We start from the raw sequence: 21,762 nt of genomic DNA, 5'->3' as shown, positions 1-21,762 counted from the left end.
AAACTTACTCTGAGGTGGTTTCATGGATGGGATTCTTCCATTATGGAAGCCTAAAGGATTTACTTCCCATGATTGTGTAAGTAAAGCTAGAGGGATGTTAAAAACAAAAAAAATTGGTCATACAGGAACGCTTGATCCAGAAGTAGAAGGAGTATTACCTTTATGTGTAGGAAAAGCTACTAAAATCGTTCCATTTTTGACAGATACAATCAAAGTATATGAAGCTTCGGTGAGGATGGGGTATTCCACAGCAACAGAAGATGCTGAAGGTGAAATAATTGAGAGAAAACCAGTAAGTCCTTCACTTAGCTTAGAAAAAATTAAAGAAGAATTACCTTCTTTCCAAGGAGATATTATTCAGATTCCTCCTATGTATTCAGCTGTTAAAGTAAACGGGAGGAAGTTATATGAGTATGCTAGAGAAGGTATTGAAGTCGAAAGACCTAAGCGTCAGGTTAGAATTGAACAAATTGACGTCACGAGTCGTGATCTAGTATTTGAAGAAGAAACCGCTTCTTTTTCTATTCGGGTTGTATGTTCAAAAGGAACCTATATCCGAACGCTGTGTGCGGATTTGGGCCGAGCACTTGGGTATCCTTCTCATATGTCTTCCCTGGTGCGTACTAAAACAGCTGATATTTCCGAACAAGAGTGTTATCGTTTTGAAGAAATTCAACGTAAAGTGGATGAACATAAACAACACGAGCTGCTATTACCTATAAAAAGAGGGCTTTCTCATATGCCATTCTGGGAAGTATCGGAAAATATGAAGCCGCTGATTCAACATGGAAGGGTATTAGATAAACCTGAACATCTTGATGCGGATAACTTTTTAGTTCTGTTTGGAGAAGAAGCGTTAGCCATATATCAGCAGCATCCAACCAAGACTGGATATGTAAAACCTTTACGAGTCTTTTAATAATAAGTAATAAAGCAGGTGAGTGAATTGAAAACGTTTCGTCTGTCGCAATCGTCATCGGACTCAATAGATTTGGAACCTAACGTGACAGCTGTAGGTTTCTTTGACGGGATCCATAAAGGTCATCAGCAAGTGATCAGCACGGCTGTAAAGAAAGCTCAGCAATTAAGCTTGAAAAGTGCAGTAATGACCTTTGATCCTCATCCTTCTGTAGTTTTAAAGAAAGAAAAACAGCATGCCCAGTACATTACTCCTCTTAAAGAAAAAGAGGAGATTCTTGAAGATATGGGAGTAGATTATTTATTCGTCGTTCATTTTGATAAAGATCTTGCGGCGTTATCTCCTCAATCTTTTGTAGATGAATATTTTGCTAGTTTAAAAGTCGAGCATGTCGTAGCAGGATATGACTTCAGTTATGGCCATAAGGGGAGGGGATCGATGGAAACGCTCCCTGAACATGCTAAGGGACGGTTCACTCACACTGTAGTTAGAAAAGTTGCCCAGGATGAGGATAAAGTCAGTTCTACAAGAATACGTACCTTACTGGATGAAGGAAATGTTTCTGAAGTTCAGAAGCTTTTAGGGCGAAAGTTCTCAGTCAGGGGAGAAAGAAGGGAAGATACGTCGAGTGTGTGTTTTTCCATCGCTATCAGCTCCTCTTATTACCTTCCTCACTCCGGCATTTATGCTGTAACGATCTCGGATCATCAAAGAGATTACAAAGGGATGGCGATCATAGAGGACGAGGAGCTTACAAGAAGTGAAACAACGAATCAGAAGATTTATCTTCACTGCCTTGAAAGTCCAGTTTCTAATGTCCCTGCAGAGTTTATCGTATATTTCCATCAATTGATCAGAGAAGAAAATCTCTCTGAACAATTGAGTGAACGAAGCAGGCAAAGGGAAAAAGCCAAAGAGGATATCCGGCAGTTTTTTCGCATAGGTTAAAGGTTATCCTTGCATTTTGGCTTCAAAAATTGTACTCTTTACTATGGAACCTTCGCTTGGCGGAACGTAACTCCGACGTCCGCTCGGGGAATGGGAATTTCAAATTTTATCAGGAGGTGTAGCTATAATGGCTATCACACAAGAACGTAAACAAGAACTAATCAATGAGTACAAGACTCATGACAATGACACAGGATCTTCTGATGTACAGATTGCTGTACTTACAGCTAAGATTAATGCATTGAATGAGCATTTACGTACTCACAAGCAGGACCACCACTCTCGTCGTGGCTTGCTTAAAATGGTAGGTAGACGCCGTAACCTATTGAACTACCTGCGTAATAATGACATTACACGTTACCGTGATTTAATTAAAAGTCTTGGCTTGCGTCGTTAATGATGGTAGAAAAAGCGGGAGTATTCCCGCTTTTTCTGTATGTTTACATACATAAGGGTGTAAACTGAGTTTAAACCCTTACTTGTACTAATGAGTTATTCTTGAGAGGAGTTAAGTTTTATATGGCAGATGAAAAGCAAGTGTTTTCAATTGATGTGGCCGGCCGTACTTTTTCTGTGGAAGTAGGCGAATTAGCGAAACAAGCTAATGGTGCCGCACTTATCCATTATGGAGATACAACCGTTCTTTCTACAGCAACGGGGTCCAAAGAACCGAAGGACCTTCCATTTTTCCCGTTAACCATTAATTATGAAGAGCGTTTATACGCGGTTGGTAAAATCCCAGGAGGTTTTATTAAGCGAGAAGGCCGTCCGAGTGATAAAGCTGTCTTGGCTTCCCGCTTGATCGACCGTCCAATTCGTCCTCTTTTTCCGGAAGGTTTCCGTAATGATGTTCAAGTCATCAGCTCGGTGATGAGTGTCGATCAGAATTGCTCGTCAGAAATGGCAGCGATGCTTGGTTCATCTATTTCCCTTGGCATATCTAATATTCCTTTTGAAGGACCTATCGCCGGGGTTATTGTTGGAAGAGTAGATGGCAAATTTGTTATTAATCCGACTGTGGAAGAACAAGAAAAAAGTGATATTGACTTAACAGTAGCCGGAACGAAAGATGCGATCAACATGGTAGAAGCAGGGGCTCAGGAAGTTCCAGAAACAGACATGTTAGAAGCGATTATGTTTGGCCATGAAGAGATTAAACGACTGGTTGAGTTTCAGGAAGAAATCATTGCAGCTGTCGGCCGTGAAAAAATGGAAGTCCAGCTGTTCGATCTTGAATCGGAACTGAAACAAAAAGTTGAAGAAGAAGCAACAGCTTCCATCGTTTCTGCCATAAAAACAGAAGAGAAAAAAGCCAGAGAAGATGCGATCGAGCAGGCTAAAAGCGACGTAATTGCTTCTTATGAAGAACAAGAAGCAGACGAGGAAACGATCAAACAAGTTGGAGCTATTCTTGAAAATATCGTAAAAACCGAAGTGCGCCGTTTAATCACGAAGGATAAAGTTCGACCAGACGGAAGAGGCGTAGATGAAATTCGCTCCTTGACTTCCCGTGTAGGTTTACTCCCTCGGACGCATGGATCAGGTTTGTTTACAAGAGGACAAACCCAGGCTCTTAGTGTATGTACCTTAGGTGCCTTAGGTGATGTTCAAATTTTAGATGGACTGGACTTAGAAGAATCCAAGCGTTTCATGCACCATTATAACTTTCCAAAATTCTCAGTGGGCGAAACTGGGCCTATCCGTGGACCTGGACGTCGTGAAATTGGACATGGTGCTTTAGGTGAGCGTGCACTTGAAGTAGTGATTCCATCAGAAACTGAATTTCCTTACACCATTCGTCTGGTATCAGAAGTTCTGGAATCTAATGGTTCTACATCACAAGCAAGTATTTGCGCTAGTACACTGGCCATGATGGACGCAGGTGTTCCTATTAAAGCGCCGGTAGCTGGAATTGCCATGGGTCTTGTAAAATCAGGCGATGATTATACGATATTGACGGATATTCAGGGAATGGAAGATGCACTGGGAGATATGGACTTCAAAGTAGCTGGTACTGAAAAAGGTGTAACGGCTCTTCAAATGGATATTAAAATCGAAGGGTTATCCCGTGAAATTCTTGAAGAAGCACTAGGTCAAGCTAAAAAAGGCCGTATGGAAATTCTCGGTCATATGCTTGAAACACTGCCAGAAACCCGGAGCGGGCTTTCTCAGTATGCTCCGAAGATTATGACCATGAAAATCAGTCCTGATAAAATCCGTGATGTGATTGGACCAAGCGGAAAACAGATTAATCAGATTATAGAAGATACTGGCGTTAAAATCGATATCGAACAGGATGGAACCGTCTTTATATCTTCTACGGACGCTGATATGAATGCTAATGCACAGAAGATCATTGAAGACATCGTTCGCGAAGTAGAAGCAGGCGAAGTATACGATGGTAAAGTGAAGCGCATTGAGAAATTCGGAGCATTTGTAGAGTTATTCAAAGGAAAAGAAGGTCTCGTGCACATTTCTGAAATGGCGGAAGAGCGTATCGGTAAAGTTGAAGATGTTGTCTCTATAGGTGATATCATCAAAGTGAAAGTCAAAGAAATTGACAATCAGGGACGAATCAATCTTTCCCGTAAAGCAATTCTTGTAGAAGAGAAGAAAAAACAGGAAGCTAACACAGAACAGTAGCTATAATTTAAATGAAAATAAAGATGCTGGCTTGCCAGTTTCTTTTTTTCGTTGTAAGGGTCTAACTAGTTTTTTACTTTCATACACTTTTTTTAGGAGTGGATCTTATGAAAGTAAGAAAAGTTGGACTTTTTTTTATGGTTATTTTTTTTATTGCAGGAGTTGGACTGGCTTATCTGACAGCTGCAAGGACTGAAGCTCCGGTTTCAGGAAGTGATGCTCTTTATCAGATGATCGAAGAAAAAAAAAGTAATTATGAATGGAAAGCTGAAGATGCTCGAATTGACTCTGTATGGAAGAAAACCCCTGGTATTATTGGTCGTTCTGTGGATGTGGAAGCTTCATATGTAAAGATGAAGAAGAAAGGAAAGTTTGATCCAAAACTTCTCGTGTTTAAGCTGATTAAGCCTAAGGTTTCACTTAGTGATCTACCTCCTTCTCCTATCTACAGGGGGCATCCGGAGAAGCCAATGGTTTCATTTCTTATCAATGTATCCTGGGGCGAAGAATATATTCCTGATATGATTGAAACTTTCAATAAGCATCAGGTGAAAGCTACCTTCTTCATTGACGGAGCATTTGCCCAAAAATTTAATGAACTGGTTCAGATGATAGAAGAAGAGGGGCACACAATAGGCACTCATGGGTATAACCATAAAGATATGGGGCGGATGACGAAAGAGGAGGCAAGAAATAATCTGGAACAAGCTGATGAATGGTTATTTGCACTGACAAAGACGAAAGTTAAATACTTTGCACCCCCGTCAGGCAGTTATAATATGGCGGCGGTTGAAGCAGCTCACGAGATGGGAATGGAAACTGTACTGTGGACTGTGGATACTATTGACTGGAAAAACCCGACTCCAGATGTTCTGGTGAACCGAGTGATGGGACGCATTCATAATGGAGCTACCATTTTAATGCATCCTACAGAAGTTACCGCAGGCAGTCTGCCTGCTCTTATTGAGTCGATTAAAAAAGAAAATTACCGGATCGGTTCTCTTCCGACACTGCTCAGTGAAGAACGATAAGGAAAGGGTGAACCATAATGAGGTTAAAATCATTGGCTAAAAAAGAAGTGATTGATGTAGAAAATGGCCAAAAACTGGGGGTACTTGGAAGAGCAGACCTTATATTTGATCCGAGCACAGGGAAAATACACTCTATTGTTATTCAAAATAACGGAATCACAGGTATCGGTCCTGCTAGAAAAGAATTAATCATTGAGTGGGAACAGATCCAGACGATTGGCGAGGATACGATTTTATTAAAAAAATAGCTTTATAAATTTAAAATGCTCATTCTCACGGATGCCTCTGTTTCCCAGAAATACGTTTTGCTATTCAAGTTGAAGTAGTTCGTTTATTGACCTTTTCTACGCGCAGTTTTATAGAAAGCATGACAATTACATTAATAGCAAAGATAAATAAACCCTTACATTGAATGCAAAAAAACCATCTTATCGATTCCATAAGATGGTTTTTTTAGTGATTTTTATTTCTCAGAAAAGCCCCCATTGATTTGCTTTCACTAACTGCATGGTACGGCATAGGATACAAGGAGATTAGATCATAGAAAAAAGGAGACATCCGGCATGCTGACAGGATTTCATGTAGCGGTTATAGGGGGCGATGCCCGACAGATCGAAATCATTCGAAGGCTGAATGGTTGGGATGCAACTGTTTATATAGCCGGCTTCAATCAGTTGAATGAAAGTTTTACTGAGGCCATTGATCTTGACTTTGAAAGTGAGCAGGTAAAACAATTAGACGCTATTATCCTTCCCATTCCTGGGATGGATGAAGAAGGGAATGTGGACGGAATTTTTTCAAACCGTCTTATATCAATATCGGAAGATTGGCTGAAGAAGACCCCTGAACATTGTTTGATTTTTACAGGGATTTCAAATAACTATTTAAATGATTTAACCAAACGTGTGAATCGATCACTAATTCCATTGATGGATCGTGACGATGTCGCTATATTTAACTCCATCCCCACTGTGGAAGGTACACTCATGCTTGTGATTCAGCATACGGACTTCACCATTCATGGATCGAGAGTAATCGTTCTTGGATTAGGACGTGTGGGAATGGGGCTTGCCAGAACATTTGATCACCTTGGGGCTGAGGTCTCCGTAGGTGTGAGATCTTCTAAAAGTGCAGCAAGGGTTTATGAAATGGGCTTGACTCCGATTGACATGACAAACCTTCAAGATGTTGACCTGGAATGCGATATTCTCTTAAATACTGTTCCACAGCTTGTTGTTGACGCTTCCATAATAAAGCAGCTTCCTTCCCACGCCTTAATCCTTGACCTAGCTTCCAAACCAGGGGGAACCGACTTTTCCTATGCAGATAAAAGAGGAATTAAGGCTATTCTTGCACCCGGTCTCCCTGGTATTGTAGCTCCCAAAACAGCGGGGCAGATCATCGCTGATGTGGTCTATCGTTTATTAAGTAAGAACATTAGAAAGGAGATCGATCATGACGCATAGTTTAAAAGGGAAAACAATAGGGTTCGGTCTGACTGGCTCTCATTGTACGTATCACGAAGTATTTCCGGTCATGCGTGAGCTTGTAAGTTTGGGAGCGATCGTAGTTCCAATTTTATCGTATACCGTTCAAAAAACGGATACTCGTTTTGGGGATGCTGCCGACCACTTGAAAACGATTGAAGAGATTACCGGCGAAAAACCAATCATGACGATACCAGACGCTGAACCACTGGGGCCTAAACGTCCGCTGGATTGTATGGTAATCGCTCCTATGACAGGTAATTCTACCAGTAAATTTGCTAATGCATTAACAGATTCGCCTGTACTAATGGCTGCAAAAGCAACTCTTAGAAATGAAAGTCCAGTAGTTGTAGCTATTTCGACAAACGATGCTTTAGGGTTGAACGGTGTAAATGTGATGCGGTTGATGGCCACGAAGAATATATATTTTGTGCCGCTTGGGCAGGATCATCCATATAAAAAACCAAACTCTTTAGTAGCTGATATGACGCTTATCCCGAAGACGATTGAGAAAGCGATCGAAGGCAAACAGCTTCAGCCGGTTTTAATTGAACGTTATAAAGAGTAAATTTCCTGTTTCACGCCAACTTACGGTGGTAATATGATAAAATAGCAAAAATAGTGACAAATTCAACTATTCTAATAATAAATGAAGAAAAGGGGTTAATAATGATGAGCCAATCCAACACATATAACGTTGCTGTAGTAGGTGCTACAGGAGCTGTCGGTCAAAAGATGCTTGAAACACTTGCAGATCGAGACTTTCCAATTAATCAATTAAAACTTTTATCCTCCAGTCGTTCTGCTGGACTCAAGACAATATTTAAAGGAAAAGAGTACGTGGTAGAAGAAGCGACTCCTGAAAGTTTCACAGATATAGACATTGCACTATTCTCAGCTGGTGGATCCGTCTCAAAAAAATTAGCGCCGGAAGCCGTAAAAAAAGGTGCTGTGGTCATTGATAATACGAGTGCATATCGTATGGATGAAGATGTACCTCTTGTGGTTCCTGAGGTGAATGAAGCAGACATTAAAAACCATAAAGGCATTATAGCCAACCCGAACTGTTCCACGATACAAATGGTCGCCGCCCTGGAACCTATCAGGAAATCATTGGGGATTAATCGAGTGATCGTTTCCACTTATCAGGCCGTTTCAGGTGCTGGAAATGAAGCTAATGATGAATTGAGAGAACAATCTCAGGCGTTCCTGAACGGGGAAGAGCTTGAAGCTAATCTTTTGCCTGTTAAAGGAGATGAAAAGCATTATCCAATTGCCTTTAACGCCCTGCCGCAAATTGATGTTTTTCAAGAAAATGGATACACATTTGAAGAAATGAAAATGATTAATGAAACTAAGAAAATCATGCATATGCCAAAATTATCTGTTGCAGCCACATGTGTTCGTTTACCGATTTTCACATCTCATGCTGAAAGTGTGTATATTGAGATTGAACAAGACGGTGTATCAGTGGAAGAAATCCAGCGTCTATTAGCAGAAGCTCCAGGTATTGTGCTGCAGGATGATCCTGCTACACAAACCTATCCAACTCCATTAAGTTCTGCTGAAAAAAAGGATGTATTTGTTGGACGCATTCGTAAAGATTTGGATGAAGACCATGGATTCCATTTGTGGGTAGTCTCCGATAACCTCTTAAAAGGGGCCGCATGGAATTCAGTTCAAATTGCAGAGCGAATAGTTGCTAATCAATGGCTGTAAACTTTTTATGAGTTGAGGTGGCCGAATGAAGCTGCTTGTACAAAAATTTGGAGGAACTTCGGTCCGGGATCGGGAAAGCAGGTCCCGGGCCATCACTCATGTCAAAAAAGCCCTTCATGAAGGATATAAAGTGGTCGTTACCGTGTCTGCAATGGGAAGGAAAGGAAGCCCCTATGCGACAGATACGATCTTAAGTTTGATTAATTATCCAGACACTCTGGTTTCAGAGCGAGAACAAGATCTCCTGATGTCGTGCGGGGAGACCATCTCCTCCATTGTTTTTACACATGAGTTAATGAATGAAGGAATTTCAACTGTATCTTTAACAGGAGCACAGGCAGGATTTTTAACGAATGATGATTTTACAAGAGCTAAAATTATTCGAATGAATCCGGCAAGAATATATAAAGAGCTTGAATCTCATGACGTTGTAGTAGTGGCTGGTTTTCAGGGACAGACGGATAAAGGAGAAACGACTACGATCGGCCGAGGAGGCAGCGATACTTCCGCTGCAGCACTTGGAGCAGCATTATCAGCTGAGTTCATTGATATATTTACCGACGTAGACGGAATCATGACGGCAGACCCACGAGTGGTTACATCTGCTCGGGCTTTAAATGTGATTACGTACAATGAAATCTGTAATTTAGCCTATCAGGGAGCGAAGGTTATCCATCCTAGAGCGGTTGAAATTGCCATGTACGCTAAGGTGCCTCTTCGTGTTCGTTCAACCTATTCAGATCTCCCAGGAACGCTGGTAACTGGAATAAAGGAACCACCTGCGGGTAAAGATATTTCCGATCGCGTTGTGACGGGAATAGCCCATATGATGGGTCTGACTCAAATAAAAGTTCTCTCGAAAGAAGATCCCTCAAAATTACAATCCGATGTATTCAAGTCCATGGCTGCTGCAAACATTTCAGTTGACTTCATCAACATTTCTCCAAGCGGTGTCATTTATACCATCAATCATATTTATACAAAAAAAGCGGTCAGCATTCTTGAGGATTTAGGGTATGAACCTGAAATTAAAGAAAAGTGTGCAAAAGTTTCTACGGTAGGAGCGGGGATTGCCGGTTTTCCTGGCGTTACGGCTAAAATCGTTCAGTCTCTAACAGACTCCGGTATCCAGATTCTCCAATCAGCTGACTCCCATACAACGATATGGGTGCTGATTAAAGAAGAGGACCTTGTTCAGGCTGTTAATGCGCTTCACGAATCTTTCCAGCTCAACGTAGAAACGGTGAAAGGGGAAAGAACATCATGAATTTTGGGAAAGTCTTAACAGCCATGGTTACCCCTTTTGATAATCATGGAAAGATTGATTTAAAGAAAACAGCGGATCTGATCGATTATTTATTAGCTAATGGAACAGATGGATTAGTAGTGGCGGGTACAACAGGTGAATCGCCAACTCTCTCAGCAGATGAAAAAGTGGAACTTTGGAAACAGGTGGTGCAGGTAGTTAAGGGGCGTGTTCCCGTGATCGCGGGTTCTGGAAGCAACAGTACAGATAAGTCCATTCATCTATCCAAACGGGCAGAAGAAGCAGGAGTCGACGCCGTCATGCTGGTAGCTCCTTATTATAATAAACCGGACCAAAGAGGTCTTTATCAACATTTTAAAACCATTGCGGAAGCTATTGACTTGCCCGTAATGATCTACAATGTTCCAGGAAGATCTGTCGTTCGGCTGACTCCGGATACTGTTGTATCTCTTTCTCATATTAAAAATATTGTTTCTGTGAAGGAAGCGACGGGAGATCTGGACGGAATGTCTGAAATTATTTCTCAAACAGACGATTCTTTCTCGTTATATAGTGGCGATGATAACCTTACACTGCCTTCATACGCAATCGGTGCTCATGGCATTATCTCTGTTTCCAGCCATATTATTGGAAATGAAATGCAGACGATGCTTAAGCTTTATGAAGAAGGAAAGGATAAAGAAGCTGCTGCTCTTCACCGAAAACTCCTGCCCTTCATGAAGGGGATGTTTAGTGCGCCCTCTCCTACACCTGTGAAAGCTGCTTTAAAGATGGTTGGAATCGATACCGGAGGAGTTCGCTTACCTTTAGTACCTTTGTCAGATAAAGATCTCGAGTCCATTCATCAGATTATAAATAAGGTAAAGTCAAATGGAACCGAAAAGGGAGTGTGATCCCTTTTCGGTTTCTTTATTGGCAGGAGAGGGGTTGGATTCTTTAAATTTAATCACATGTATGAGAGCAGCATGCTTGAGTCATACTACGTGAAAAGAGCGAAAGGAGCCCTGCCTTATGAAAGAATCTCCTCAAGAACAGGAAAAGGATAAATCCAAAGGGCAATCGTCCATTGTTGATAAGATCCAGCAGCTTGGTCAATCCAATGTACCTCAGCCAGCTGATTCCAATATTCATGTACTTCCGATAATTGGTCAAATTGAAGGTCACGTCCAACTGCCTTCTCAAAACAAAACTACGAAATATGAACATATGATTCCCCAGCTTATAGCAATTGAACAAAATCCAAAAATCGAAGGATTAGTCGTACTATTAAATACTGTGGGTGGAGATGTGGAAGCGGGACTTGCGATTTCAGAAATGATTGCTTCTTTATCTAAGCCTACTGTTTCCATCGTCCTCGGTGGAGGGCATTCCATTGGTGTTCCAATTGCTGTTTCCGCTGATTATTCATTTATTGCTGAAACAGCTACTATGACCATTCATCCGATCCGCATGACCGGACTAGTCATAGGTGTTCCACAGACATTTGAATACATGGATAAGATGCAGGATCGAGTGGTTAATTTTGTTACCAGACATTCCAATGTGGACGAGGAGAAATTTAAAGAACTCATGTTTGCAAAAGGTAATCTTACACGAGATATAGGTACAAATGTCGTCGGCCAACAAGCCGTAGACCATGGGCTTATCGATGCTGTAGGAGGAGTGAAAGAAGCAATGAGTAAACTGAATGAATTAATTGATCATAATAAAGAAAATGAGAAGAAGGTCGTTCAATGATTCATTATACACCGCTTAGTGAATACGATATTTTCCCTTCCCATGAAAAAGAGCAGCAAATTATTTACAATAAGGACAAAAAGTGTTCTGTAAAATGTCAGGATATGGGCGATGGAAAAAAACAAATTGTGCAAGTTTTGTCTACGGATCCAGCACATTATATGGATCCATCCTTACAGCCAGGACAATGGTTGGACTCGTAACACACTCTTTTCATGTGGTATAATAATAATGGCTAGTCAGGATGTCGAACATGTTTTCTTCTCCTTCTCAGAAGAGACAGTCGGCATCCTTCTCTTTTCAAGCTGCTTCTATTATTCTTTGAAACTAATTGGTGTGCATAGATGAATTACAGGCTGCTCCGGCGTGCAGAAGTAAAAACAACTAATTTGGAGGTGTCTATTTAATGGCTAGAAAAAGAAAATCTTCTTCAAAATCTAAGAAAAAACAGTCTGGATTAAAACAGCAAGTTAAATTTGAATTGATGGGACTGCTGTTTATCTTAATTGCTGTCTTTGGAAGTGGAGCTTCAGCTATCAGCGATGGAGCTGTGCCTGGTGGACTTGAGCGCATCTGGCAGTTTTTCTTCGGGGTCTGGTATTTTGTAGCTTCACTATTCTTTCTTATACTCGGTGTCTTCTTAATGGTTAAGAGAAGTTGGCCCTCTTTCCTACATAAACGTTTAATTGGAGTATATATCGTATTTGTCTCGCTATTATTATTTACTCACTTAGAAACTTTATCCGATGAACTGGCAGCAGGTGAAGGTTCGATTTTAGCTATGACCTGGGAACGGATTACCGGCATGATGCGGGGCGAGTTGTCTTTCTATAGTATCGGCGGCGGACTTTCCGGGGCCTTTCTGCTATCCGTAACCTATTTTCTTTTCTCAGGTACTGGAGCGGCTATTTTATCGTTCTTCCTATTTTTAATCGGGATCATATTTATTAGTGAATGGTCAATTGGCAACTTCGTAAGCGTAGTTGGAAACAAAGGAAAAGACCTATTACAGGATCAGGTTAAGCGTATTAAAGAATCAAAGGCTCATCCTAAAGAAAAAAAATCCCAACAAGAACAACCTGAAGAAACGACGGTTATTGAAATTAATGAGCCCGAGGCTAGTGAATATGAAAATCCGGCTGAACCGATTATTCAGGACTTTACAGACCATGCATACGCAAATGAAGATAAAACGGAAAGTCAGTTATCTGAAAATATTTCTCCTAAAGAAGATTATGAGGGAGAGGAACCCGGTCTGGAGAAATCTATGCCGACGGCTGAATTAGAAAATTTCGATTATCAACTACCTAGTATGGAACTTTTGGATGAACCCACTTCGAGTCCTCAAAGTCAGGGGCGTTCCCACATTCAGGCAACGGTTCGTAAACTTGAAAAAACATTTCAGAGTTTCGGTGTCAAAGCAAAAGTTACCAAAGTGCATGTTGGTCCTGCCGTTACGAAGTACGAGGTGTATCCAGATACCGGTGTTAAAGTAAGTAAAATAGTTAATTTAAATGATGACCTTGCTCTGGCGCTGGCAGCTAAGGATATTCGTATTGAAGCTCCCATTCCTGGGAAGTCTGCTGTAGGAATTGAAGTTCCTAATCAGGAAATATCCATGGTTTCTTTGAGGGAAGTTTTGGAAACAGGGAAGTCCAACACAGAAGCAAAATTAGGTTTTGCTTTGGGCAGAGATATCTCTGGTGAGGCAGTTATGTCTGAGTTAAACAAGATGCCGCACCTGCTTGTAGCTGGAGCCACAGGCAGTGGTAAAAGTGTATGTATCAACGGTATTATTACGAGCATCTTAATGCGGGCGAAACCTCACGAGGTGAAAATGATGATGATTGATCCAAAAAAAGTAGAGTTAAATGTGTATAATGGGATTCCTCATTTACTGGCTCCAGTGGTAACTGATCCTAAAAAAGCGTCACGTGCACTTAAAAAAGTTGTATCAGAAATGGAACGACGCTATGATTTATTTTCAGAAACAGGTACCAGAAATATAGAAAGTTACAACGAATATATAAAAAAACACAATAAAGAAAGCGAAGATACACAGCCTCAGCTTCCTTATATCGTTGTACTGGTGGATGAACTTGCTGACTTAATGATGGTTGCGTCAAATGAAGTTGAAGACGCAATTACCCGATTGGCCCAAATGGCACGTGCGGCCGGCATCCATTTAATTATCGCTACTCAGCGTCCTTCCGTGGATGTTATTACAGGGGTCATTAAAGCTAATATTCCTTCACGTATTGCGTTTAGCGTTTCCTCTCAAACAGATTCTAGAACTATTTTGGATTCAGGAGGAGCAGAGAAACTGCTAGGACGAGGAGATATGCTCTTTACACCGGTTGGATCTAATAAGCCAACCAGGGTACAGGGAGCTTTTCTTTCTGATGAAGAAGTGGAACGTGTGGTCAATTTCTGTGTAGAACAGCAGAAAGCTCAATATCAAGAAGAGATGATTCCAGAAGAAGAAAATGAAGTGAAGCAGGAAGTAGATGATGATCTTTATCCTGAAGCGGTACAGATGGTTATTGAGATGCAAAGTGCTAGTGTATCTATGATTCAGCGGAGATTCAGGGTGGGCTATACACGAGCTGCCCGGTTAATTGATGCGATGGAGGATAATGGAATCGTAGGACCCTATGAAGGAAGTAAGCCAAGGTCTGTACTCGTCTCTCAAGTATCGGAAGAACAGTCCTCTTAATTGATCATCAGAGCAGCTAATATAGATGAAAATAGTCATTAAGTCATAAATAGAGTTAGGACAAAACAGAAAAATGTCCTAACTCTATTTATTTATTTGTGGAATAGTGTTATATTAATTAAAAATTATGATGTGTCAAACGTCAGATGTCAGATCACTTAATTGCAGTTTAATAGACTTGGGGTGTAGATAATGTCCATAAAGCACGATACACGTCACCTGTACTTGCAGGTGATTGAACAGATAAAAAAAGATATTGAAAACGGTATCTTCATAGAAAAGCAAAAATTACCCTCTGAGTTTCAATTATCCAAATCTCTTGGAGTTTCAAGAGCTACATTAAGAGAAGCACTTCGACTCCTTGAAGAAGAAGGAGTTGTAACTAGAAGACATGGCGTGGGGACATTTGTTAATCCTAAGCCGCTTTTTACTTCCGGAATAGAGGAACTTGATAGTGTAACAGGGATGATTGCAAAGTCGGGCATGCGTCCAGGGACGCAGTATCTCACAGCTGAACTTGTGGAGGCTACTATAGAAGACCGTAAACGATTTGCTGTTCTGGATCTACATAATTTAGCAAAAGTGGAACGTGTCCGTACAGCAGACGAGGAGCCGGTTGTTTATTGTATTGATAAAATTCCTGAAGGTCTTCTGCCCATTGACCAAATTCGTGAAGCAGACTCTATGTTCGGAATCCTTGAAGCATACACAGGGAAATCGATCAGCTATGCGGTCACTCACATCGAACCTATTGGTTATCATGAAAAAATTTCACCAATCTTAAATTGCGAACCAGAACAAGCCTTACTTTTATTAAAACAAATGCATTACACAGTGGATGATGAACCAATGCTGCTGTCTTCCAATTACTTTAGAGCTGACAAATTCAGTTTCCACGTTTTAAGAAAAAGAGTGTAAGCGTTTTCAATAGTGTGTGCCAATGACTATTTTGGGAGGTGAGGCTTGCTGAAAAAGGGTAAAAGAAACACTCCAAAGGGTTTCGGGCGTCAAACTTAATAAATTAGGGGGAGTTATTTTGTTTAAAAATCGTCGTTTTCTTTTAGTTTTTTCACTCTTATTAGTCATTGGTTTAGTTCTTGGAGCATGTGGTGCTTCTGATGGAGGAGACTCAGCAGAGGATTCAGGTGGAGATAGTGAGAACAACACGGAAAACTCTTCTGAAAATGGTAGTAACGAAGATTTCTCAGTAGCTATGGTTACAGATGTAGGCGGCGTGGACGACAAGTCGTTTAACCAGTCTGCTTGGGAAGGACTGCAAGCATTTGGTGAAGAAAACGGAATGTCCAAAGGTGAAGGTTTTGACTATGCTCAATCAGAAAGTGATGCAGACTATACGACAAACCTGAACCGCCTTGTTCGTCAGGATTATAACTTAATTTATGGAATTGGATACTTATTACAGCCAGCTATTGAAGAAGTTGCCGCACAATATCCAGATACAAACTTTGCTATCGTTGACTCTGGCGCAGAAGGTGACAACGTTGCGAGTATCTTATTTAAAGAACATCAGGGATCTTTCCTTGCTGGTGTGGCTGCAGCAAAGAAAACCCAGTCCAATCAAGTTGGATTCGTAGGTGGAGTAGATGGAGCCTTGATCAACAAGTTTGAAGCTGGGTTTGTGGCCGGTGTTAAATCTGTAAATGCTGATATTACAGTGGATGTACAGTATGCAGAGGCGTTCGACGCTCCGGATGATGGGAAATTGATTGCTTCCGATATGTATTCAAAAGGAATAGATGTTATTTATCACGCTTCTGGTGCAACGGGGAACGGTGTTTTTGCTCAAGCCAAAGACCTTAAGAAAAATAGCCCAGATGAAGACGTATGGGTAATTGGTGTTGACCGTGACCAACATGAAGAAGGTGCAATTGGAGACAATAATGTAACGCTTACTTCTATGGTGAAGCGTGTGGATATTGCCGTACAGGATGTGGCTACTCAGGCCATGAATGGTGAATTCCCAGCTGGAGAAACCATTGAATACGGCCTGGATGATGACGCGATCAGCCTGGCACGTACGAATGAAGAAGCTCTGACAGACGACATTATTACAGCTATTGAAGATTGGAAAGAGAAAATCATCAATGGTGATGTGGAAGTGCCTAGCACTCGTGAAGAATTAGAAACTTATGTGAATTCCTTATAAGTATGAAGAAAAGGCTGGTGTAAGCCGGCCTTTTTTTACTGTATAGACCAAAAATCATCAAATGAAGAGTTGTTTAACTCGGCCCTCTTCATTTGATGATTTTTAAAGAGAGGATTTGGACTGGAGCGTAGATGGATTCATCTAAGACTGAAAAGGAGTGAGGGCAGCAATGGAATACGTTATTGAAATGCTTAATATCCGTAAAGAATTTCCAGGGATCGTAGCCAATGATAATATAAATCTTCAAGTTGAGAAAGGCGAAATTCATGCTCTGCTTGGTGAAAACGGAGCAGGAAAATCTACCTTAATGAACGTGTTATTTGGTCTTTACCAGCCGGAAAAAGGCGAAATAAAGGTGAAAGGTGAAAAAGTTAAAATAACAGATCCGAACGTAGCCAATAAGCTGGGTATCGGAATGGTTCACCAGCACTTTATGCTGGTCGATACATTTACGGTAACGGAGAACATCGTTCTAGGTAGTGAACCTAGAAAGGGCGGAACTGTAGATATAAAGAAAGCTGAAAAAGAAGTAAAAGAGCTTTCAAAACGGTATGGTTTAAATGTTGACCCAGGCGCTAAGATCCGCGACATTTCCGTTGGGATGCAGCAGCGTGTTGAAATATTGAAAACGCTTTATCGCGGAGCGGAAATATTGATTCTTGACGAACCTACTGCGGTTTTGACCCCTCAGGAAATTAAGGAGCTAATAGGGATTATGCACAGCCTTGTTAAAGAAGGTAAATCCATTATTCTGATCACTCATAAACTAAAGGAAATAATGGAAGTCTGCGACCGATGCACTGTAATTAGAAAAGGAGAAGGAATTGGAACCGTTAAAGTAGCCGATACAAACCCTACCGAATTGGCTTCGTTGATGGTGGGACGTGAAGTAAACTTTTCTACTGAAAAAACTCCAGCAAATCCGAAGGAAACCTTCTTATCGATCAAGGACTTATTTGTTAAAGATGTGCGCGGGGTGAACATGGTCAAAGGATTAAATCTTGATGTGAAAGCAGGAGAAATTGTCGGGATCGCTGGTATTGATGGAAATGGACAATCTGAGCTCATCGAGGCGATTGCAGGTCTAAGAAAAAGTGAGTCGGGAAGCATTAAACTTCATGAACAAGTGATTACGAACTTATCACCTAGAAAAGTAACTCAGTCCGGCGTATCTCATATTCCGCAGGATCGTCATAAATTCGGGCTGGTACTTGATTTTCCAGTTGGGGAAAATATGGTCCTTCAAAGTTATTATCAACAGCCTTTTTCCAAAAAAGGGGTTATGAATTTCAAGAATATATACAAAAAAGCTCAAGAACTAATTGAAGAGTATGATGTGCGAACGCCGAATGCTTATACGAAAGCTAGAGCGCTGTCAGGCGGAAACCAGCAAAAAGCCATTATTGGACGTGAAGTCGACCGATCTCCTGATTTAATTATAGCTGCACAGCCTACCCGAGGACTTGATGTTGGAGCAATTGAATTCATTCATAAGAAATTGATTGAGGAACGCGATAAAGGAAGAGCTGTACTATTACTTTCTTTTGAACTGGAAGAGATTATGAATTTAAGTGATCGAATTGCGGTTATGTTCGATGGAAAAATTATTTCAGAAGTCAAACCGGAAGACACAAATGAACAGGATCTCGGTCTTATGATGGCAGGGAACACTCCACAGAAAGCAGGTGGAAGCTAAATGTTTGCCAATCGAACAGTAAATATCCTAATTCCTATAATATCCGTACTGCTCGGATTATTATCAGGGGCTGTTATTATGCTTGTTTTTGGTTACAATCCTTTAAAAGGTTACGCTGCTTTATGGACAGGTGCTTTTGGCGACGCTTATTTCTTAGGCGAAACCCTGAGACAGGTTACGCCTTATATTCTTTCAGGGCTCGCTGTCGCCTTTGCTCTTCGTACAGGTCTTTTAAATATCGGTGTGGAAGGTCAGGTCTTTGTGGGCTGGGTAGCTTCTGTATGGGTGGGAGTTGCTTTTGAACTGCCTATGATTATTCACCTTCCGCTAGCTATACTGGCCGCTGCATTAGCAGGTGCATTTTGGGGGTTTATACCCGGAATTTTAAAAGCTAAACTTGGCGTTCATGAAGTTATTGTCACGATTATGATGAATTACATCGCACTATATTTGTCAAATGAGATTGTTAGAAACGTCATAACAGATGGTAAAGACCGCACTGATTCTATTGCACCAACGGCTTCACTTGCCTCTGAATGGCTGGCTGGAATGACATTTTTTTCACGCCTTCACTGGGGATTATTGATTGCACTATTTATGGCCCTGGTCATGTGGTTTCTTCTAAATAAAACGACCCGAGGTTTTGAATTGCGTTCAGTAGGTTTTAATCAGCATGCATCGAACTATGCGGGGATGAGTGTGGGTAAAAATATTGTGCTTGCAATGGTTATCTCCGGAGCTTTCGCAGGGTTAGCTGGTGCGATGGAAGGATTGGGGACTTTTGGCTACATGTCTGTTAAATCAGGATTTACGAATATCGGTTTTGACGGAATCGCTGTGGCTCTTCTTGGAGCAAACACGGCACTTGGAGTAGTACTCGCAGCCTTCTTGTTCGGTACCCTTAAAATTGGTGCCCTGAACATGCCTACCGTAGCAGGCGTTCCTACAGAGTTAGTAGAAATTGTCATTGCCCTTATCATTATTTTTGTAGCATCAAGCTATATGATCCGCTGGATTATTTTACGTTTTAAAAAGGAGGGGAAATAAATGGAATTCATAGATATCCTTGCCCGAATTATTCCACCTGCGATTTTCTTTGCATCCCCTCTGATTTTTACAGCCCTGGGTGGTGTATTTAGTGAACGTTCTGGAATTATTAATATAGGACTCGAGGGTCTTATGGTTATGGGAGCCTTTGTAGGTATTGTATTTAATTTAACCTTTCATGAGGTTTTAGGTGATGCAACCCCCTGGGTTTCGATTTTTGTAGCAATGGTCTTGTCCGCTATCTTTGCACTGGTCCACGCCGTAGCATCGATCACTTTTCGGGCCGATCAGGTGGTTAGTGGAGTGGCCATAAACTTTCTTGCCTTAGGAGTCGGTCTGTTTCTTACAAAGCAATGGTATGATAAAGGACAAACCGATATGGTTGATCGTCCTTTCTATACTATCGATATCCCTGTACTGAATAAAATTCCAATATTGGGTGACCTGTTTTTCTCAGGGTGGTATTTAACCTCTTATTTAGCGATTATCCTAGCTTTTGCTGCCTGGTTCATCATTTATAAAACTCCATTTGGCTTACGTCTGAGATCGGTTGGAGAGCATCCAATGGCTGCAGACACCAATGGTATCAATGTGTATGCTATGCGTTACGTAGCCGTTATGATATCAGGAGCGCTTGGTGGTCTCGGCGGTTCCGTTTATGCTTTAACCATAGCACTTAACTTTTCTCATGCTACTATTGTAGGGCAAGGATTCATGTCCCTTGCAGCCGTTATTTTCGGTAAGTGGCACCCATTGGGAGCATTAGGAGCAGCTATTTTCTTTGGACTAGCCCAAAGTTTAAGTATTGTTGGATCCAGTTTGCCTTTATTGGAAGACGTTCCTCAAATATTTTTATTAATTGCCCCTTACGTCCTGACGATCCTGGCTCTTGCTGGATTTATAGGACGAGCGGAAGCTCCTAAGTCTCTTGGTGAGGCATATGTTAAAGGAAACCGTTAGAATAAATTAAGTCCGGTCCTTACACCGGGCTTAATTTTTTACATTTCGAAACATATACCTTAGCATAGGACGTAGCTTTTTATGGATGAATTATGTGGAGTGAGTCTATAATAGTAGAGAAACGACAAGGAGGATGGGAAATGAAAATTAAGGAAGAAGTATTGCTTGAAAAACAAGGATATCGATTACATATTCTACCTAGTAAAAAATATAAAACGATTTCAATAGTGGCTAAATTTAAAACACCACTAAGAAGAGAGGGCATTACAGAGAGGGCCCTGCTTCCTCATGTTCTGCAAAAAGCTACCAATAATCATCCGAATGTAAGAGAATTCCAATCATCGTTTGAAAATTTATATGGAACGGTACTATCCAGTGATGGCACGAAAAAAGGCGAGAATCATGTTATCAGTTTCCGTATGGAAGTAGTTAACGAAGCTTATCTCAATGATCAGGAGCCTATATTGGAAGAAGCTCTAAAACTATTCAATGAAGTTCTTTATGCTCCTAAAGTAGAAGGGGAAGGATTCGATTCGTCCATTGTAGAACGTGAAAAACAGACGCTAGAGCAGAAGATCACGTCTGTAAAAGACGATAAAATGAGTTATGCCAATATGCGTTTAATGGATCACATGTGTAAAGATGAACCTTATTCTTTACATGTCAGTGGTTATCAAGAGGATATCTCTTCGATCACTCCAGAAAGTCTTTACACTTATTACCGTTCGATGATTAAAAATGATCTGCTTGATGTTTATGTTATTGGAGACATCGATCAAACTGAAATTGAGAAAATGACAGATCAGTATTTCATCCGTGAGAACAGCAGCAATCAGGATAACGATCAGGTATCTACTTCCAAAGACGTACAAGAGGTAAATGAAGTCGTGGAACGTGAGGAAGTGAATCAGGGTAAACTTCATATTGGATACCGTACGTACACTAAATTCGGTGATTCTGATTATTATGCCCTGCAGATTTTTAACGGGTTATTCGGAGGATTTCCAAGCTCTAAATTATTTATGAATGTACGTGAAAAACATAGCCTGGCTTACTATGCAGCCTCTCGTTTTGAAAGTCATAAAGGATTGCTTCTTGTATTCAGTGGTGTTGATCCAAAAGACTATCAACAAGCGAAATCCATTATTCTAGAGCAGATGGATGCGATGCAAAACGGGGATTTCACCGAAGATCAGGTAGAAGAAACGAAGGAACAAGTGATTCATCAACTGCAAGAAACAATGGATAATGCCAATGGGATTATTGAAGTCCTGTACCACCAAATGCTGTCCGGAGCTGAAATGCCAGTTAATGATTTAATTGAACATATCCGAAAAGTGACGAAGCAGGATGTTGTGGCTATGGCTAATAAGATTAAACTAGATACCATTTACTTTTTAACCAGCCTTGAGGGAGGGGAATAAC

General features: G+C 41.0%; 20 protein-coding genes. All 20 read left to right on the top strand.

Annotated elements, in window-relative coordinates:
* Positions 1–22: 22 nt before the first annotated feature.
* The 20 genes from truB (at position 23) to yfmF (ending at position 21,761) form a co-directional block, all read left to right on the top strand.
* Positions 23–919 carry a tRNA pseudouridine(55) synthase TruB gene (gene truB / locus ACTWP7_RS05230; RefSeq protein WP_443122289.1) on the top strand — a complete coding sequence of 299 codons (897 nt, stop codon included), beginning with the start codon at positions 23–25 and terminating at the stop codon, positions 917–919.
* Positions 920–946: 27 nt separating this feature from the next.
* Entirely contained in the window at positions 947–1,867 is a 921-nt protein-coding gene (locus tag ACTWP7_RS05225) for a bifunctional riboflavin kinase/FAD synthetase (RefSeq protein WP_443122288.1), read from the top strand.
* Between the two features lie 127 nt (positions 1,868–1,994).
* Positions 1,995–2,264, top strand: coding sequence for a 30S ribosomal protein S15 (rpsO, locus tag ACTWP7_RS05220; RefSeq protein WP_014643322.1), 270 nt, complete (start codon positions 1,995–1,997; stop codon positions 2,262–2,264).
* 122 nt (positions 2,265–2,386) lie between these two features.
* Positions 2,387–4,510 (top strand): polyribonucleotide nucleotidyltransferase, encoded by a 2,124-nt coding sequence (gene pnp, locus ACTWP7_RS05215; protein ID WP_443122287.1) that lies wholly within the window; start codon positions 2,387–2,389, stop codon positions 4,508–4,510.
* A gap of 107 nt (positions 4,511–4,617) precedes the next feature.
* On the top strand, positions 4,618–5,541 hold the full coding sequence (locus ACTWP7_RS05210) for a polysaccharide deacetylase family protein (RefSeq protein ID WP_443122286.1): 924 nt from the start codon (positions 4,618–4,620) through the stop codon (positions 5,539–5,541).
* Between the two features lie 17 nt (positions 5,542–5,558).
* Positions 5,559–5,789 (top strand): YlmC/YmxH family sporulation protein, encoded by a 231-nt coding sequence (locus ACTWP7_RS05205; RefSeq protein ID WP_443122285.1) that lies wholly within the window; start codon positions 5,559–5,561, stop codon positions 5,787–5,789.
* Between the two features lie 315 nt (positions 5,790–6,104).
* On the top strand, positions 6,105–7,007 hold the full coding sequence (gene dpaA, locus ACTWP7_RS05200; protein ID WP_443122284.1) for a dipicolinic acid synthetase subunit A: 903 nt from the start codon (positions 6,105–6,107) through the stop codon (positions 7,005–7,007).
* Positions 6,997–7,596 carry a dipicolinate synthase subunit B gene (locus tag ACTWP7_RS05195; protein ID WP_443122283.1) on the top strand — a complete coding sequence of 200 codons (600 nt, stop codon included), beginning with the start codon at positions 6,997–6,999 and terminating at the stop codon, positions 7,594–7,596. The genes dpaA and ACTWP7_RS05195 overlap by 11 nt, the downstream gene beginning before the upstream one ends.
* Before the next feature lie 104 nt (positions 7,597–7,700).
* Positions 7,701–8,747 carry an aspartate-semialdehyde dehydrogenase gene (gene asd / locus ACTWP7_RS05190; RefSeq protein ID WP_443122282.1) on the top strand — a complete coding sequence of 349 codons (1,047 nt, stop codon included), beginning with the start codon at positions 7,701–7,703 and terminating at the stop codon, positions 8,745–8,747.
* 25 nt (positions 8,748–8,772) lie between these two features.
* Positions 8,773–10,014 (top strand): aspartate kinase, encoded by a 1,242-nt coding sequence (gene dapG, locus ACTWP7_RS05185; RefSeq protein WP_443122281.1) that lies wholly within the window; start codon positions 8,773–8,775, stop codon positions 10,012–10,014.
* Positions 10,011–10,907, top strand: a complete 897-nt coding sequence (gene dapA / locus ACTWP7_RS05180) for a 4-hydroxy-tetrahydrodipicolinate synthase (RefSeq protein ID WP_443122280.1) — start codon at positions 10,011–10,013, stop codon at positions 10,905–10,907. Before dapG ends, dapA begins: the two co-directional genes overlap by 4 nt.
* A gap of 118 nt (positions 10,908–11,025) precedes the next feature.
* The gene (locus ACTWP7_RS05175) at positions 11,026–11,751 is read left to right on the top strand and encodes a ClpP family protease (RefSeq protein ID WP_014643332.1); all 726 of its coding nucleotides are present in this window, start codon (positions 11,026–11,028) and stop codon (positions 11,749–11,751) included.
* The gene (locus ACTWP7_RS05170) at positions 11,748–11,954 is read left to right on the top strand and encodes a YlzJ-like family protein (RefSeq protein ID WP_443122279.1); all 207 of its coding nucleotides are present in this window, start codon (positions 11,748–11,750) and stop codon (positions 11,952–11,954) included. Before ACTWP7_RS05175 ends, ACTWP7_RS05170 begins: the two co-directional genes overlap by 4 nt.
* 203 nt (positions 11,955–12,157) lie before the next feature.
* Positions 12,158–14,467, top strand: a complete 2,310-nt coding sequence (locus ACTWP7_RS05165) for a DNA translocase FtsK (protein WP_443122278.1) — start codon at positions 12,158–12,160, stop codon at positions 14,465–14,467.
* Positions 14,468–14,659: 192 nt separating this feature from the next.
* The gene (locus tag ACTWP7_RS05160) at positions 14,660–15,385 is read left to right on the top strand and encodes a GntR family transcriptional regulator (protein WP_443122277.1); all 726 of its coding nucleotides are present in this window, start codon (positions 14,660–14,662) and stop codon (positions 15,383–15,385) included.
* Positions 15,386–15,503: 118 nt separating this feature from the next.
* Positions 15,504–16,634 (top strand): BMP family lipoprotein, encoded by a 1,131-nt coding sequence (locus ACTWP7_RS05155; RefSeq protein ID WP_443122276.1) that lies wholly within the window; start codon positions 15,504–15,506, stop codon positions 16,632–16,634.
* Between the two features lie 169 nt (positions 16,635–16,803).
* Positions 16,804–18,330 (top strand): ABC transporter ATP-binding protein, encoded by a 1,527-nt coding sequence (locus tag ACTWP7_RS05150; protein WP_443122275.1) that lies wholly within the window; start codon positions 16,804–16,806, stop codon positions 18,328–18,330.
* Positions 18,331–19,377 carry an ABC transporter permease gene (locus tag ACTWP7_RS05145; RefSeq protein ID WP_443122274.1) on the top strand — a complete coding sequence of 349 codons (1,047 nt, stop codon included), beginning with the start codon at positions 18,331–18,333 and terminating at the stop codon, positions 19,375–19,377.
* On the top strand, positions 19,378–20,337 hold the full coding sequence (locus ACTWP7_RS05140) for an ABC transporter permease (RefSeq protein WP_443122273.1): 960 nt from the start codon (positions 19,378–19,380) through the stop codon (positions 20,335–20,337). It abuts the gene before it with no gap.
* Positions 20,338–20,477: 140 nt separating this feature from the next.
* Entirely contained in the window at positions 20,478–21,761 is a 1,284-nt protein-coding gene (gene yfmF / locus ACTWP7_RS05135) for an EF-P 5-aminopentanol modification-associated protein YfmF (RefSeq protein WP_443122272.1), read from the top strand.
* Position 21,762: the final 1 nt, after the last annotated feature.

The sequence above is a fragment of the Halobacillus sp. B29 genome, from assembly GCF_052246755.1.
Classification (GTDB): Bacteria; Bacillota; Bacilli; order Bacillales; family Halobacillaceae; genus Halobacillus; species Halobacillus halophilus.
This window is presented reverse-complemented; position numbering and strand designations above follow the sequence as displayed.